Source organism: Neobacillus nitrireducens, from assembly GCF_030915405.1.
GTDB lineage: Bacteria > Bacillota > Bacilli > Bacillales > Cytobacillaceae > Neobacillus.
Genome location: NZ_CP133262.1, coordinates 349,607 through 364,396, shown reverse-complemented (window position 1 = coordinate 364,396; position 14,790 = coordinate 349,607). Strand labels below are relative to the sequence as shown.

The 14,790-nt window shown below is 36.5% G+C and carries 15 protein-coding genes; 3 read left to right on the top strand and 12 right to left on the bottom strand.

Annotation, left to right across the window (positions count from 1 at the left end):
* Positions 1-13: 13 nt before the first annotated feature.
* Positions 14-148 (bottom strand): BA3454 family stress response protein, encoded by a 135-nt coding sequence (locus RCG22_RS01665; RefSeq protein WP_098259852.1) that lies wholly within the window; start codon positions 146-148, stop codon positions 14-16.
* Positions 149-189: 41 nt separating this feature from the next.
* Entirely contained in the window at positions 190-585 is a 396-nt protein-coding gene (gene spxA, locus RCG22_RS01660) for a transcriptional regulator SpxA (protein WP_166260241.1), read from the bottom strand.
* Between the two features lie 603 nt (positions 586-1,188).
* Between spxA and RCG22_RS01655 the strand changes: the two genes are divergently transcribed.
* Positions 1,189-1,629, top strand: a complete 441-nt coding sequence (locus tag RCG22_RS01655) for a cell wall hydrolase (protein ID WP_308105444.1) — start codon at positions 1,189-1,191, stop codon at positions 1,627-1,629.
* A 749-nt stretch (positions 1,630-2,378) separates the two neighbouring features.
* On the opposite strand, the gene RCG22_RS01650 is transcribed toward RCG22_RS01655, so the two are convergent.
* From RCG22_RS01650 to hutH, 8 genes are all read right to left on the bottom strand, one after another.
* The gene (locus RCG22_RS01650) at positions 2,379-2,516 is read right to left on the bottom strand and encodes a hypothetical protein (RefSeq protein WP_166260235.1); all 138 of its coding nucleotides are present in this window, start codon (positions 2,514-2,516) and stop codon (positions 2,379-2,381) included.
* A 246-nt stretch (positions 2,517-2,762) separates the two neighbouring features.
* Complete coding sequence (locus RCG22_RS01645; RefSeq protein ID WP_308105443.1) at positions 2,763-3,338, bottom strand: DUF3231 family protein; 576 nt, start codon at positions 3,336-3,338, stop codon at positions 2,763-2,765.
* 5 nt (positions 3,339-3,343) lie between these two features.
* On the bottom strand, positions 3,344-3,922 hold the full coding sequence (locus RCG22_RS01640) for a DUF3231 family protein (RefSeq protein WP_308105442.1): 579 nt from the start codon (positions 3,920-3,922) through the stop codon (positions 3,344-3,346).
* Positions 3,923-3,965: 43 nt separating this feature from the next.
* Positions 3,966-4,937, bottom strand: a complete 972-nt coding sequence (locus RCG22_RS01635; protein ID WP_308105441.1) for an MBL fold metallo-hydrolase — start codon at positions 4,935-4,937, stop codon at positions 3,966-3,968.
* Between the two features lie 83 nt (positions 4,938-5,020).
* Positions 5,021-5,599: an HD domain-containing protein gene (locus RCG22_RS01630; RefSeq protein WP_308105440.1), complete on the bottom strand. Its 579-nt coding sequence runs from the start codon at positions 5,597-5,599 to the stop codon at positions 5,021-5,023.
* Positions 5,600-5,735: 136 nt separating this feature from the next.
* Positions 5,736-6,515 carry a class I SAM-dependent methyltransferase gene (locus RCG22_RS01625; RefSeq protein ID WP_308105439.1) on the bottom strand — a complete coding sequence of 260 codons (780 nt, stop codon included), beginning with the start codon at positions 6,513-6,515 and terminating at the stop codon, positions 5,736-5,738.
* Positions 6,516-6,746: 231 nt separating this feature from the next.
* Positions 6,747-8,228 carry an amino acid permease gene (locus RCG22_RS01620; protein WP_308105438.1) on the bottom strand — a complete coding sequence of 494 codons (1,482 nt, stop codon included), beginning with the start codon at positions 8,226-8,228 and terminating at the stop codon, positions 6,747-6,749.
* A 74-nt stretch (positions 8,229-8,302) separates the two neighbouring features.
* Positions 8,303-9,820 carry a histidine ammonia-lyase gene (gene hutH, locus RCG22_RS01615; RefSeq protein ID WP_308105437.1) on the bottom strand — a complete coding sequence of 506 codons (1,518 nt, stop codon included), beginning with the start codon at positions 9,818-9,820 and terminating at the stop codon, positions 8,303-8,305.
* Positions 9,821-10,316: 496 nt separating this feature from the next.
* On the opposite strand from hutH, the gene RCG22_RS01610 reads away from it, so the two are divergent.
* Entirely contained in the window at positions 10,317-11,219 is a 903-nt protein-coding gene (locus tag RCG22_RS01610) for an RCC1 domain-containing protein (protein ID WP_308107061.1), read from the top strand.
* 171 nt (positions 11,220-11,390) lie between these two features.
* On the opposite strand, the gene RCG22_RS01605 is transcribed toward RCG22_RS01610, so the two are convergent.
* A complete protein-coding gene (locus RCG22_RS01605) occupies positions 11,391-12,290 on the bottom strand; it encodes a LysR family transcriptional regulator (RefSeq protein WP_308105436.1) in 900 nt (299 codons plus the stop codon).
* A 275-nt stretch (positions 12,291-12,565) separates the two neighbouring features.
* Here RCG22_RS01605 and RCG22_RS01600 point away from each other — a divergent pair, with 275 nt between their 5' ends.
* Positions 12,566-13,786 (top strand): helix-turn-helix domain-containing protein, encoded by a 1,221-nt coding sequence (locus RCG22_RS01600; protein WP_308105435.1) that lies wholly within the window; start codon positions 12,566-12,568, stop codon positions 13,784-13,786.
* A 141-nt stretch (positions 13,787-13,927) separates the two neighbouring features.
* Here the strand turns inward: RCG22_RS01600 and RCG22_RS01595 are convergent, their stop codons facing one another.
* Entirely contained in the window at positions 13,928-14,782 is an 855-nt protein-coding gene (locus tag RCG22_RS01595; protein WP_308105434.1) for an InlB B-repeat-containing protein, read from the bottom strand.
* Positions 14,783-14,790: the final 8 nt, after the last annotated feature.

The window sequence follows — 14,790 nt, the reverse complement described above, 5'->3', positions numbered from 1 at the left end:
AAGCAGGTTCGATTTATATGCCCCATTGTTTTTTGACCTGTTCTTCTGCTATTCGTTTAATTTTTTCCCAAGTTATATCTTTTTTCACAATCACGTTAGTATGGTAGTTTTGATTATTAAAATTTACTTTCACAAATACTTCAATCATCCTTTTTTCCTCCTATTAAAATTTCTGTATAGACCTGCCCCTTAATTTGCCTTTTTTTGTAATTCGGTGTACAAATATGAGCGAATTCTACGTGGCAGAAAACTACGAATTTCGTCCTCGTTATAGCCAACCTGTAATCTTTTTTCGTCTAGGATAATTGGCCGGCGCACCATTTTGGGATGCTCGATTATTAATTTGTACAATTCATTAAGCGGAAGAGATTCAATATTTACGTTTAATTCTTGGAACGCCTTTGAATTCGTGGAAATAATTTCGCTAGTCCCTTCTTCTGTCATGCGAAGAATTGATTTAATTTCATCGACAGTGAGCGGATTAGATAAGATGTTTCTTTCCATATAGTCGATTTGATGTTCCTCAAGCCAAGCTTTTGCTTTTCGGCAAGAACCACAGCTTGGTGTGGTATATAGAGTCACCATACTTCTACACACTCCTTAGGTGTTTTTTGTTCTATTCACTTTTAAATGTAATAAAAAACATTACAGTTTCTATACTGTAAATTTAAACGTTACAGTTCATTTTGTCAATTGTAAAGTATTGGATTAAACGCTCGCCCATCAATTTTATGTTAATAATAAGGGTTAGGATTTCTTATAGTTGTAGTGGTAATTATTCACCCTCCCGAATGGAAGGAAAGATGAATTTAGCAATCTTGTAATTGTACAACAAAATGTCCATAGATTAATTTATGCTCTAGAGAAAAGACGATTAAACGATATAGGAACATTTTTTCCATTAAACGGAAGAAGCTAAATCAATTTCGTAAAGTTTGTAATTTAATTGTTTTAGTCTAAAAGTATAAAATGGAACGCCTAATACAGTAAAAGTCGCACGTTTGGGATGGAGCAGGGGAAAGAAGGAGATTACATCAAATTCTTACCTATAGATATTAAAACGGTGCATTAATTCAATAGTATTAATTTTATTTAAAAACTGGATGCTATTGAAACTAAGCATTCTTATTATATAAACAATGACATGAATGTTGGCTTTTTTTCATACTATATTTTTGGGGTGATAAAATGCCAAGAGTAAATTATCGAAGTTATGAAGTAGACGAAATGGCAAGGATGATGAGAGCAGAAGCCGAAGGTGAAGGAAAACAAGGAATGTTATATGTTGGAAATGTAATAGTGAATCGGTGTGCAGCAACTTGTTTAGACTTCAAGGATATAAACACTATTCATGATGTAATATTTCAAGTACAAGGAGGAAATTATTCTTTTGAAGCTGTTCAAAAAGGAAATGTCTTTTATCAAAGAGCAAGAACATCTGAAAAAAGATTAGCAAAACAAAATTTGAATAGTTGGAGAGTTCACCCGGCGAAATATGCACTATGGTATTTTAACCCACATGCTCCATGTCCTCCAACATGGTACGGTCAACCTCATTCTGGTCAATTTAAGGAACATTGTTTTTATGAACCAAAAGCGGGAACATGTGATAGTGTTTATAGGGGTTAAGCTTGCTCTTTGAGTAAAGTTATATATTTATTTAGAGTATTTACACACCAAATAATAAACTGTTAATCGTTAATGTATTAATAACCCGAGGTTAACCTTGAGATCATGATGCAATAGCTTCAACCGCAAACAACTACTGTAATAAAACTTCTCTAATCGCAAAACTAGTTAAAATAACTCTTGAACATTATATATACACGTTTGAACAAGGCAAATATGATGAATATTGGCTTTGTTCATTTTATAAAAGGCTCTCTTATTATTCATTGTTAATTTTCGTAGGATAAGAGAATTCATAGGCGGAGAATTTCCGGCTAATGTATATAGAGGTAGCTTAGGAAGCAGATATAAGCGGATATTTTCCGCTTAACTGGTCAAAATATGACAAAATCCAAAGATTTGGATCATATTACCGGAAAAACTCCGTTTATTTTTAAGGAAATATGGGTATTTCCCAATTTAAACGGAATTTTTCCGCTTATTTTTCAAACACAATAAAATCAACATTCAGCTATAACAGAGCCTAAAAAAACCCTAATCGGAATAAGAGGACTGTCTTAATGCATAGACAACTTTCTTAACCTGACATTTACTATTAATTATTATCATGGTATATAATTTTTAACTCCTAAACCTTTGCATCTGAATTTCGTTTCACTTCTTTTAAATATCATAGTGGACTAGTAATGGAAACTATCTTTCTATGTATTAAAAAAAGGATCTTTCAATAATTAAAGAGATTCTCTCTCTTATTGTTTTTTAATAGGTGTCACTACAGCAAATAAATTTTCATTTGGATCCGAGACATTGATCTCAACAATTTTATATCCATTCCCTCCATTTTTACAGTCGTTTTCCTTTGATGTTTTGAATTGAATGTTATTCATTGTTCATACTTCCTTCCTAGAAAAATTTCTCACAGAAGTTACTATATGCTGAATGATTCAAAAATGTGCAAGAATTTTTTAAAAGGGCTTCTTTTTCCATTTATATAAATTTGATTATTTTCTCCATTCAAACATAGGTGTCTCCACAACAAGAAAAAGCTGCCTCTTTAAGACAGCCGTATCTTCTAGAAGGTACCCCTCAGATGAACAAGTAATAGACTTGGGTCCATACTAGTTTCAGAACATTTATATATTTTGATTGCTTTCATTCTGCCATTGACTGGGTGAACCGGGTGGAAAATAGTAAGGCGGCACTTTAAGCCATCCTCTTCTTTTCATTAGTGTTTTTATGGTTACTCCAAATGTCATGTATTCCTGTAAAAATTCAACCCATAATAAACCAACATCGGTGCGTATCGACTCAATTATGGCGTTAGCACAATATGAAATACCTAGATATATTTTTATACCAATGCTGTTTGCAAGTTCATCATCCGTCAACTTGACGCCGAACGGTACCATATTTGGATCGGAGATTGGCTTAGATTCACTTAAAGGTGGTAAAGGGACTCCTTCTATTCTCATAAATGCTGAGAGTCGTTCTATCTGAGATTTGAACATTTTTACGGCGGCATGAAAAGCTTTCCTCAATTCGGGGTCCGTTGTACTATTAATCCCTGCTTCTGAATGTACTTGTTCCCCCGCCACCTCAGAAAGGAATGACCAGAAAGACATAACCTCACCAACATGTAAGGGTGGTTTGGCCTCATCGTCCATCAAAGATTGCAAAACATTTTTAACAGCTTCTAATACGTCTGACACATTTCTCACCTTCCTGAATTCGGTGAACCTGCTGGATGATACGGCGGTGGCACATTAAGCCATCCTCGTTTTCGCATTTGTGATTTAAAAGTTATTAAAAAGGTTATATGTTCCTGCAAAAATTTGCCCCACATTATACCAACATCGTTACGAATAATTTGAGCTGATGCATTTGCACAGTTTGTTATCGCCATTGATATTTTTTTCTTCAGGCTGTTTGCAAGTTCTTTATCCGTTAACTTGACGCCAAACGGGACACTATTTGGATCTGAGATAGGTTTCGATTCACTTGTAGGTGGTAAGGGTACTCCTTCTAACCGCAAAAATGCTGTGAGCTGCTCTTTCTGCGATTTGAACATCTCGACTGCTTCATGAAGCGCTTTTCTCAATTCAGGGTCGGTCGTGCTATTAATTCCAGCTTCCGTCTGTACCTGTGTTTCCGCGCATAAAGCTAAGAATAACCAGTAAGCCATCACTTCACCAACATGTAAAGGTGATTTGGGCTCTTCGTCTAGCAACGATTGCACTACATTTTTAATAGCCTTCAAAACATCTGGCACATAATTCACCTTCCTTTCTTTCATATAATTTTTCCAGAAGGTATATTTTTCATGCAAGAAGTTTACTTTATAATCCTCTCCACCATAGACTGGTCGGAAAGTCTTCTGAAGTAATCACGACTGTCTCCCCTATTTTAGGTGTTGAAATACGAACCTGGTGATTTAATGCAGCTTCCGTTACTCTTTCTACTGGATCTGTCCACGCATGAAAGGCAAGTGTAAACGCACCCCAATGAACGGGAATTAACAACTGCCCGCCAAGATCCAGATGAGCCTGTACCGTCTCTTCCGGCATCATATGAATACTGGACCACCGCTCGTCGTATTGCCCGCATTCTAACAGCGTTAAATCAAACGGACCATATTTTTGGCCAATTTCTTTAAAGTGAGGACCATATCCGCTGTCTCCACTGAAGAATACCTTCGTCCCCTTGCCTGCAATGACCCATGAGCACCACATGGTAGAATCACGGTCAAATAATCCCCTGCCCGAGAAATGTCTTGCCGGTGTACAAGCAAGTGTGAGTCCTTTGAATTCCACCTCTTCCCACCAAGCATGTTCGGTAATCCTTTCTGAAGGAACGCCCCATTTGATCAAACGCTGACGAACACCGAGCGGTACAAAAAAACGCGATGCTTTATCCTTTAATTTACAAATGGATTGGTAATCTAGATGATCATAATGATCGTGGGAAATAATAATTGCATCGAGTGTCGGAAAATCCTCAAGATGCACAGAAAGATTACTCATGTATCGCTTGGTACCTGCCCACGAAACAGGTGAAGGACGAGAACCAAACATGGGATCAAATAAAAGCCTCTTGCCCTCTATTTCGAGAAAAAAAGCCGAGTGGCCAAACCAGGTGACCCGAGGGGCATCAGAGATTGAGATTGTCTCAGCTGGCAGGAATGTTTCCGCCTCGATTACAGCCTTAGGTCTCCGATTCGCAGCTCGTGTGAGAGAATCTCTCAGCATGCTGATCATCGATTTCCATCCCATGGTCATCGTTGTCGGTAGTTGATTTTCGTATTTTTTCATTAATTGGCATTCTCCTGCTTTAGAGTAGGTCTTACATGCCATTAATTATATTATATGTGTCTACTTCTTGTATCTAAATTAATTCATGATCTGTTAGGATCATCATTCGAAGGGAATTTAAGTGTCCCAAACAATTGGACTACTTCCAACTCCAGCTCCCGTATCAGTGTAAATTCTTTTTTTCTAGGTGCTAATTCTTTCACAATACTGGCATAATACCAATGCTGATCTGTCACTCCCTGGTTAAGGCGCTCCCAAACCTTGTCACCAATGGTTTCAAGGTCCGCGCTAATGGACTGCAGATTATGTAATTTATCAGCTGTGATGACTTGTATTTCTTCTAAAGATAAATCTTTTAACATATCAATGGTATGCTGTTTTCTTACGTGCCAAGGGAGAGTTTTATCTTGTTCTGAAGCAACTCTGACCAAACTCGCAATATGCTCTCCAAAATTCTCTACTAATGTGTCATAATTTGTATCGGTATCTTCGAGCGTATCATGAAGAATACCCGCAGCGATGACGGAATCCGAACACCTCTCCTTTTGCAAAAGCATCCCCACGGCAAAAGGATGAGTGATATATGGAATTTCTGTTGCTTTCCTCGTCTGATTTCGATGGGCTATTGATGCAAAATTAATTGCTTTCTGAACGATATTCATCTGAATTCCCCCTTGTGATTTCCACTTTTATAATGCCCATTCCGTATTAGATATTCAGAATTTTCCTCCTAGCATCTAATCACCCTTTGAATCCCATAGGTTGACATTCACTAGATAAAAATAGGCAAAGCAACACCTATTTACGTCCAATGTATAAAAAGTGTTGACTAGTCCCGATGACATTTTCATCTCTACTTAAGTGATATCCTATTTCTAACCACTTTTTATATTCGCTTTCTTCTAACGAGTTAATCTCTTTTTCTTTACAACGTAAAACATTTTCAACTCCAGCAAATACTAATTCTGTTAACTCGAAGCTTTTCATGAAGTTTTTAGCTTCTTTAAAATCCGTAAAGTAAGCTGTTGTAAAACCTTCTAATGTTTTGTTTTTTTCACTTTCTAAATACTCCAGGATTTCACTAACGGAATCGATTGGAGAAACATCTGATAAATAATTTTGTAATGGTGCATAGTTAGAGATAAACGCCGTAACAATAATGCCATTAGGCTTTAATAATCTTAATGCGCCTTCTACAGCGATTCTTCTATCAGACTCCTTAGTTAAGTGATATAAAGGTCCCATAAGTAGAATAACATCAAATGTCCTGTTAAAATTCTCTAATTCCAATGCGTTTCCGTGAATATATGATTCTAATGTAATTCCTCTTTCTAAGGATTTCTCTTTAGCAACAACAATATTTTGTTTAGATAAATCCAATAAAGACACCTTATGTCCTTTTTCTGCCAGGTACAAAGAATATCTTCCTGGTCCGCCACCAATATCAAATACTTCCAAATGATCTCCTTGTAAATATTCATCTAGGTACTTTTTGGTTATATCGAATTCTATTTTATGTCTCTCAAGTCTTTTCCACTCATCGTATTTTGTATCGTACCATTCTTCAACCTCATTCATTTCCTTCCCCCTTGGTTTCATTTTGTTTGTTGATAATTTTGTAAACCATTATATCCCAAAAAAATAAAATATTATTTTACATATATGTCTTCTTTTTGAATATTCGTTCCAGGAGATCCTCTTTCTTGAACTGTGTAAATCCTAAAATGATTATCTATTTTGGGTATAAAAAAACAGTGGATTTCTTTTTGTGAAATCCACTGTTTTTGCTAAAAGATGATTCATATATACTTAATCTCTTCGGAAATCGGCCTCTTTTAATGGCACTATTTTTGTTTTGTTAACACTTTTATAGCCTAAATAACCTATTAGGAATAAAGGTAGTCCAATATAAGAAACCAATATACCATACCAGTCAACCTTTGAGCCAATAAATGCCCCGTAGTTTGTTCCAAGCATTGCGATTAAACATAATACAGTCGCCAAAATTGGCCCAAATGGAAACCACTTTGCTTTATAGGGCAGGTCTTTGAAATCTTTTCCTTGTGCAACAAAAGCTTTACGGAATCGATAATGTGTCACCGAAATACTTAACCAAGAGATATAACCAGCTAAGCCAGCAGCATTCAATAGCCAAGAATAAACAGCTCCATCACCAAAAAGGGAGGTAAGGAAGCACAGCATTCCAACAAGGGTTGACGCATATAATGCGTAAATCGGAACACCACCTTTATTTAATTTTTTCAAGAATGACGGAGCTTTTCCTTCTTCCGCCAATACCCAAAGGACACGCGAAGCGGCGTATAAAGTGGAATTCCCAGCTGACAAAACTGAGGTAAGGATTACCGCATTCATGGCAGCTGCCGCAAAAGCAAGACCTGCATTTTCAAATACTAAAGTAAACGGACTCACAGCAATATTCTCTAAATCAGCGCTTAATAATTTTGGGTCGGCATAGCTGATTAAACATCCAATAATAAAAATCGCTAAAACATAAAACAATAATATTCTCCAAAATATCTGCTTTACTGCCTTAGGTAAATTTTTCGCAGGATTTTCACTTTCACCGGCTGTAATCCCGACGAGCTCCGTGCCTTGAAAGGCAAATCCAACCACCATAAATACACTAAATATGGATAACAAGCCGCCTTTAAATGGAGCTTCTCCTTTTGTGAAATTTTCAAATCCGCCACTATGGCCCTTCAAAATTCCAAAGATCATTAATAACCCAACAACAATAAATAATATAATTGTTGCAACTTTAATCAATGAAAACCAGAATTCTGATTCACCATACCCCTTAACGGATAAAAAGTTTAGACCAAAAATGATTACCAGGAAACTTGCGCTCCAAATAATACCTGGGACATCCGGAAACCAAAATTTCATGATTAATGCCGATGCTGATAATTCCAAAGCAAATATAATCGCATTATTGTACCAATAGTTCCAGCCAACAGCAAAACCCAATGCAGGGTCGACAAACCTTGAGGTATAAGTACTAAAGGAACCTGAAATCGGAATAAATGCTGCCATTTCGCCTAAGCTACCCATGATAAAATACACCATTATTCCTGCAATGATATAGGCAGCTAATGCTCCACCAGGCCCAGCATCATGAATCGTGGTTCCACTTGCTAAAAATAAACCTGTTCCAATTGTTCCCCCGATAGCAATCATGGTAAGATGCCGTGTTTTAAGCTTTCTTTCTAAGTGCTCGCCAAACTCGTGTTCATGGACTGTTTCTTGGGCTTTAAGTGCCGTATTTTGCATATAACACCTCTTTTTTTATTATTAAAGTTGGTTAGTAGGTCTTCTTCTTTTCTATTAAATTTAGCTGGTAAAATTTACTTTACACAGTCGACTTGCTCAAGTAATCTTGACAGATTCATAGTTTTTAGACCTTCTGCAGATCTCTCAATATCTTTTGAAAAAATGCGGTCCTTTTTAATGGACGGAACAAGTTCTCTTCCTTTCTCATAAAGTCGCTTGGTTTGGCTAGCCATTTTTTCAACTCCACGGTATTCAACTGCCTGCATCGCACAAATAAACTCAATGGCGAGGACTCTTCTTGTATTCTGAATAATTTGATGAGCATGCCTTGAACCGATTGTTCCCATGCTGACATGATCCTCTTGATTCGCCGAAGAAGGAATCGAATCTACACTTGCTGGATGTGCCAGCGTTTTGTTTTCTGATACAAGAGAGGCGGCAACATATTGCATGATCATAGCACCAGATTGTAGTCCTGGTTCAGGGCTTAAAAATGGCGGTAAATCATTTAACTGTGGATTGATTAACCGTTCAATTCGTCTTTCAGATATATTTGCCATTTCCGCAACAGCAATTTTCATAAAATCCATAGCAAAAGCAATGGGCTGCCCATGGAAGTTCCCACCCGAAATGACTTTTTCACCGTCATCAAAAATTAGTGGATTATCTGTTGCTGCATTCATCTCAATTTCTAATTTTTCTTTAACATAATCAAGTGTTTGCCATGTGGCACCATGAACTTGCGGGATACAGCGGAGAGAATAAGCATCCTGTACTCTCAATTCCCCCTGTGTCGTCGTCAATAAACTATCGCTTAGGTAACCTCGGATTCGTGCGGCGGTATCAATTTGCTGTTGATACCCCCTTGCGATATGAACCTCTTCAGCAAAGGCATCAATAATCCCTTGTAATCCTTCAATGGTCATAGAAGAAATTAACTCACTTTGGTATGCGAGCTGTTCTGCTTCTAGATAACCGACAACTCCCATTGCAGTCATTGCTTGGGTTCCATTGATAAGGGCAAGGCCTTCCTTTGCCTCAAGTGTTACTGGGAAAATCCCTTCTTCCTGTAAGGCTTCCATTGAATCCAATCGATTTCCTTTATAAAATACTTCTCCTTCCCCGATTAGCACTAACGCCAAGTGTGAAAGCGGTGCCAAATCTCCGCTTGCTCCAAGCGAACCTTGCTGCGGAATCACAGGAATAATATCCTTGTTTACTAAATCTAGTAACCTTTCAATAACCAGAGGTCTAATTCCAGAATAGCCTTTTAATAGTGCGTTAGCGCGAAGTAGAACCATTGCCTTTGCGACAACCTCTGGGAACGGTTCACCTACACCGCAAGCATGTGAACGAATTAAATTAAGCTGAAGATCTTGAACATGATCTTTATTAATAAGGACATCACTAAATTTTCCAAACCCGGTTGTAATCCCATAGACTACTTTTGATTCTGAAACTATTCTTTCAACCGCTTCCCGACTCTTTCTAGCAGCCTCCATACTCTTTTCTGAAGCACTTACCCTCTGATTTCCGTATAAAATTTCCTTCATTTCTTTCAATGTTAAATTTTGACCTGTTAATGTTATCATTAATGTCACTCCTCTACCACTCTAGTATAATAAAGAAAGAGGCTGGATTCCGATTCCTATTAGAATTGGAGTCCAGCCTCTTTTATTGCCATTTTTGAATTTTTCACAATTTTTAAAAGCTGCCTCATGCGTTATCCATCCCTTCTTCATAGTCTATAATACTATTCCTATGAAACTATTATATGTAACGTAAATCTTAATTGTCAACAGAAAATTCCGAATTTTAGCACGATATTACTTTAGCACAATAGTTAATGAAAGGGATTACACACTAAGGCTTTCAGTTACAAATACATTGTTTGTGTGGCAAATGAGTAAATCATACGAAGCCAAACTTCTTCATAAAGGGGCGCGTTTCTCTAACAAGGAATGCGTCTATTTTTTATTTAAGGAACATTTTACTTATCAAACACATAAATGTTTCAATAGAGAGGCTTCTTAATCTAAAAATAGAATTTTGTTTCAAACTGATATACTTATTAGTGAGGTGAGAAAAATGAATAATGAAATTCGAAATCCTTTTGAAAAAATTCTGAAACAAAAACGATGGTCTAAAGACACCATAGCTGCGGGCCGTCGTCATACGGTTGGACTTAAATCGGACGGCACGGTGATAGCTGTGGGTGATAATAAATTTGGCCAATGTGATGTAAGTGGCTGGCATGATATGGTGGCGGTCGCGACGGGTAATGTTCATATGGCGACGAACACGGGTAATGCTCATACAATCGGGCTTAAATCGGACGGTACGATGACGGCAGTAGGTTGGAATAAGCATAACCAATGCGATATAAACGACTGGTGCGATATTGTAGCGGTTGCGGCGGGATGGCGTCGTACCATTGGGCTTAAATCGGACGGCACGGTGGTAGCTGTGGGCCGAAATAATGAAGGTGAATGCAATGTAAGCAACTGGCAGGGTATGGTAGCGATTGCCGCGGGTGACTGGCATACCATCGGGCTTAAGTTGGAAGGCACAGTGACGGCAGTGGGTAATAATCGGTATCACCAATGCAATGTAAGAGAATGGTACAGCATAGAGGCAGTTGCGGCGGGTTACCTTCATACGGTTGGGCTTAAATCGGACGGCACGGTCACGGCCGTGGGTCAAAACAAGGTTGGACAATGCGATGTGAGCGGATGGCGCGATATTGTGGCGATAGCAGCGGGTAGTAATCATACCATCGGCCTTCAATCGGACGGCACAGTTGCGGCTGTTGGGTGGAATGCGTATGGTCAATGTAATGTAAGTGATTGGCGTGATATTGTGGCAGTTGCGGCGGGTTGCGCTCATACCATCGGCCTTCAATCGGACGGCACAGTGGTGGCTGTGGGTGATAATGAATATGGCCAATGCGATGTAAGCGGCTGGCGCGGCATTCAACTGCCCGGCAATTAGTTTTCGCGAGAGATGGGGTCAGTCTCCAATATCCCCCATTTCCTATGTAAATTCATCAGACCAAGAGAGCTCACTATGGGTATGTTATAAATTTCAATCAGTTAATGAAATAATGTCTTTTTAGTAGCTTCAAGTGGCTCTCACCTTTTACAATCGTTCTACATTCTTTATTCATTTGCTCTCTTTAAAATTATGTAAAAAATCATCAATGAATTCCTGGGCTACCTTAGATAAACCTTTCGTTTCTAAATAAATAAGCCAGAAATCAATTGTAAAATAATTTTCCTGCCTTAATGGGATAATTTTTATCTCCTCATTTGTAACCATTGGACTTTTTTTAATAGAAAAATCATGTAAAAATAAAACGGCTTCGCCCTCTTTTACCAACTCGAAAAGTAGACTGCTGCTATTCGATTTAATTAAAACTGCATTTGGATCCAGTTTTATTAATTTTAATACCCTTTTATAATCGGATGAATTATACATAACAAATTGGGAATGTTCTAGATTACTTAGAGTGACATAATCCAAAGAATAAAAAGGTGATTTTTTCCCCACTGCGATACATATATGACCCTCATGAATATGTTCAAAACGAATATTTTTTTGTTTTTTTAACTCATCTATTGATGCATGGATTACAGCAAAATCGTAATTTTCCTTATTGAAATTCTGAATAATATCTGTAGGGTTTTGCTCAATTAATTCAAATGTACATTCACTGTTTTTTGAATTAAACTTTACCATGCTTTCTTGAAGTAAATAAGAAAAAGTAGGTGCAGTAAGGATTTTTAAATGAGTTTGATTACTATTTTTATATTCATTAATTTCTTTGTTTAGTTCTTTAATGGTGTTTAGTAATGTAATTGCTTTTGAAATAACTATTTTACCTTCGAAGGTGGGAGTTACTCCTTGTTTTGAACGGTTAAAGATTTTTATCCCAAGCTCATTCTCCAGTTGTGTAATAGATTGGCTCATACCGGAAGGAGATATAAATAATTTTTCAGCCGCTTTTGAAAGAGACATTTCATTTGCAACATTAACTATATACACCATTTGTTCAAAATTCATCCTTGCACCTCAACTCCTGTTTATATGTATAAATCGGAAGGTTTATTCTATTTTACCCAAATCCCTTCAAAATTCTGATAGAAAAACCAAATATTAAGCTCTCTTCCAGAGCTTTTTGTTTAATTAATTGTCCTCTCTATTTTGACTTACCTCAAAAGATTATCACAACTCTTCTTAAGTATTACTTCACAAGATACTCCGTTTTTCTAAATGTACTTAATTTTTTGAAGAATGTAGAATGTATTAGGATTACTCTGATAAGGAGGCTATTGATTATGTATGAGGGGAAAATCATCAAATTTTATCGAGAAAAATACAAACTAACTCAAGAAGAGTTAGGGAAAAATATTTGTTCCATAACACATATAAGTAAAATCGAATGCGGTCAAACAACATTCGCAACAGAAATCATTTCTTTATTATCCAAACGCCTCGGAATAAATATAGAGAAAGAAGTAAAAAAACTTATAAATATAAAACAACAAATATTTAATCTGCACGAAGCCATCATTATGCAGATGGTTAATGATACTGACCAACTTTTTACTGAAATAGAAAGAGAAGAATTAGTTCAGATCTCCGAATATTTATATATGTATCAATTACTTCGAGCTAGGTATCTATTTATGAATGGTAATAGCCATGATGGATTTAAAATCATTAAAAAAATTCAAAAAATAGAAAATAAATTAACACCCTATGAAACCAATTTATTAAAACATGTTTTAGGTATTTATTATATAGAAAAACAAGACTACTTTACTGCAATCGAAACTTTAAAATCCATACAAAATGAAAATTATAATAATCCAGAATATTATTATCACCTGGCAATAGCTTACCACACCATACAATCACCCGTTTTGGCATATTATTATGCTGAAAAATCCCACCAATATTTTAAAGATATGAATAACTATCTGAGAGTCATTGATGCTGAAATGATTATGATTATTCAAATTGACGATGATGAAATTAATGAAGAAGTATTAATCAGGTTAAAAAAATTAATAAAAAGCTGCGAATTGTGCAATGCCCCTGATCGAAAAGCAAAAGTAATTCATAATTTAGCTTATGCCTACTTTAGAAGAAAAAAATATGATCAAGCGAGTATGTATTTTAAAGAATCCATGTCTCTTAAAGAAATAGAGTCTCCTTCCTTTTTACTTTCCTTAGAAGGATTTATACGGAGTTCATTTGATGGAGATCTTCTCCCAAAAGAAGAATTAATACACCAAGCAAAAAATGGATTAAAGACGGCAATTAATAGTGATCAAATATTATATATTCATTTATTTAGACTTCTTCTTTATTTATTAAAATCGAAAGAAGATCAATATTTTCAATATTTGTCTGATAAAGCCCTACCGATGTTTACTAAATTCGGTTTCACTTATTTGATTGAGCGTTCTAAAAAGGAAATATTCAATTATTATTATAAAATGAAGTTAAATGAAGACGCATTGGAACTAGCCCAATTAATCATCAACACATAAATGGTGAATTAATTCTAGACAAATATATCATGACAAAAGACATTCCGACACAACTTCGGGTGTCTTTTGTTATTTTCATGCCCTTTCTTTTATGTACAATAAAAATATCCCTGAAAAAATTTCAGGGATATTTCTTGTTCCTTATTTGCTAACCGTTACTTTTGTCGCATCACTTTCGTTGCCAGCTTCGTCTTCCGCTGTTACGTAAAGTTTTGTACTTACTTTTTGTTTATCTATGGAAACAGTGAAATTACCATATTTGTCCACAATTCCAGTTCCAATGATTTTTGTCTCAACTCTTACATAAATCTTAGTTCCTGGTTCAGCAGTACCTGTTACTAATGTAGTTGTAGAAGTCACTTTATTCACAATTGGTGCTTTCGGTGCTGTTTTGTCAATCGTAAATTTCACGGTTGTTTCATTACCAGAAGCATCCCTTGCCACTAATGTGTAGGTTCCTTCTTTTTTAACTATCGTTCCGCTTGTGAAAGCTTTTCCATTTAATGTAGCTGTTGCTTCATTAAATGTAATAGTTACATCTTTGTTGTAATACCCATTGTTTTCTACACCTTTAGCCCATTTTGCGTAAAGAATAACGTCTCCTTCAACTTTATCTGTCGCAAAATTCCATGGTGTTTTTCCGGCAGTATCTTTATACCAGCCTAGGAATGCATAACCCTCTCTCGTTGGCGCCTTTGGAGCCGTGGTTGTCGTTTTATAATCTGCGGACTTACTTTCTACCAATCCACCATCTTGTGTTTTAAAGATGACTGTGAATTTATGAAGTGACCATTTACTATAAAGTGTTTTTGCGGAATAGATCGAGCTTGTGAATTCCCATGGAATTGTACATGCTTCATCTGCGAACCAAGCTAAATCATATCCATAAACAGTCGGCGCTGTTATTCTTCGTGCTACAATTTGATCTTTCACTCCATCTTTCAGTTCATCAGGAGCATCGCTTGGAAGGACGAAATGTACGTTATAACCATTCACCACTTTTT

Coding starts and splice junctions, on each gene's coding strand:
- RCG22_RS01665 (WP_098259852.1), bottom strand. CDS start 148: ATGATTGAAGTATTTGTGAAAGTAAATTTTAATAATCAAAACTACCAT.
- spxA (WP_166260241.1), bottom strand. CDS start 585: ATGGTGACTCTATATACCACACCAAGCTGTGGTTCTTGCCGAAAAGCA.
- RCG22_RS01655 (WP_308105444.1), top strand. CDS start 1,189: ATGCCAAGAGTAAATTATCGAAGTTATGAAGTAGACGAAATGGCAAGG.
- RCG22_RS01650 (WP_166260235.1), bottom strand. CDS start 2,516: ATGAATAACATTCAATTCAAAACATCAAAGGAAAACGACTGTAAAAAT.
- RCG22_RS01640 (WP_308105442.1), bottom strand. CDS start 3,922: ATGAAAGAAAGGAAGGTGAATTATGTGCCAGATGTTTTGAAGGCTATT.
- RCG22_RS01635 (WP_308105441.1), bottom strand. CDS start 4,937: ATGAAAAAATACGAAAATCAACTACCGACAACGATGACCATGGGATGG.
- RCG22_RS01630 (WP_308105440.1), bottom strand. CDS start 5,599: ATGAATATCGTTCAGAAAGCAATTAATTTTGCATCAATAGCCCATCGA.
- RCG22_RS01625 (WP_308105439.1), bottom strand. CDS start 6,515: ATGAATGAGGTTGAAGAATGGTACGATACAAAATACGATGAGTGGAAA.
- RCG22_RS01620 (WP_308105438.1), bottom strand. CDS start 8,228: ATGCAAAATACGGCACTTAAAGCCCAAGAAACAGTCCATGAACACGAG.
- hutH (WP_308105437.1), bottom strand. CDS start 9,820: ATGATAACATTAACAGGTCAAAATTTAACATTGAAAGAAATGAAGGAA.
- RCG22_RS01610 (WP_308107061.1), top strand. CDS start 10,317: ATGAATAATGAAATTCGAAATCCTTTTGAAAAAATTCTGAAACAAAAA.
- RCG22_RS01605 (WP_308105436.1), bottom strand. CDS start 12,290: ATGAATTTTGAACAAATGGTGTATATAGTTAATGTTGCAAATGAAATG.
- RCG22_RS01600 (WP_308105435.1), top strand. CDS start 12,566: ATGTATGAGGGGAAAATCATCAAATTTTATCGAGAAAAATACAAACTA.